Source organism: Vibrio neptunius (assembly GCF_000967495.1).
Taxonomy (GTDB): Bacteria; Pseudomonadota; Gammaproteobacteria; order Enterobacterales; family Vibrionaceae; genus Vibrio; species Vibrio neptunius.
Genome location: NZ_JXXU01000093.1, coordinates 1 through 576 on the forward strand (window position 1 = coordinate 1; position 576 = coordinate 576).

The window sequence follows — 576 nt, forward strand, 5'->3', positions numbered from 1 at the left end:
CGAGAAGAAAGAGATTTTTGTCGGCAAAATTGAACCTAAATTAGCAGAGTTTCCAACACGTCATCTTGAATTTTTGAAATCAGAATTAGACGGTATTAAAGCGCGCAAGACACCACCCCCAAGATGGAGGTACTTGTTTGATGGTCAATGGATAACCAAAGCCGAAATAGAGCAACTGCAAAGCCAAGCCATGGTAGCCGAGGAGTAACCCTTGGCTTATTTACCCTTTTATCTCACCCCAGAAGAGTTTGCGCTTAAGCAAAAGCAGCAAGAACAAGAGATTGCGGCTGGACGCGATCAGATACGTTGGCATAAATACGATACTGAAAAGCCTTTTCGCTATTTTAATTACTGCATCTCTATCGCGGTGTGTTTACCTTCTTATCTTCTCGCTTTTGTGCTTTTTGAGCGCGGTGAAACCTTTTCTAATTCACTGATGATAGGGCAGGCGCTTATCCTTTCAGGTCTTGCTTACCTTATGTTTGGCCTTGATTATCGCTATGACTATACGCTGTCAGAGAAAGGGTTAGTGGTTAAAAAGCGGCGTAATATGCCGCGCTGGGTCAACAGTGCAGC

The 576-nt window shown here is 43.8% G+C and carries 2 pseudogenes; both read left to right on the forward strand.

From position 1 onward, the window contains the following. A pseudogene (locus tag TW84_RS24655) lies at positions 1 to 208 on the forward strand (hypothetical protein); the annotation flags it as partial. 3 nt (positions 209 to 211) lie between these two features. Then, positions 212 to 576: pseudogene (locus tag TW84_RS22650) on the forward strand (hypothetical protein); the annotation flags it as partial.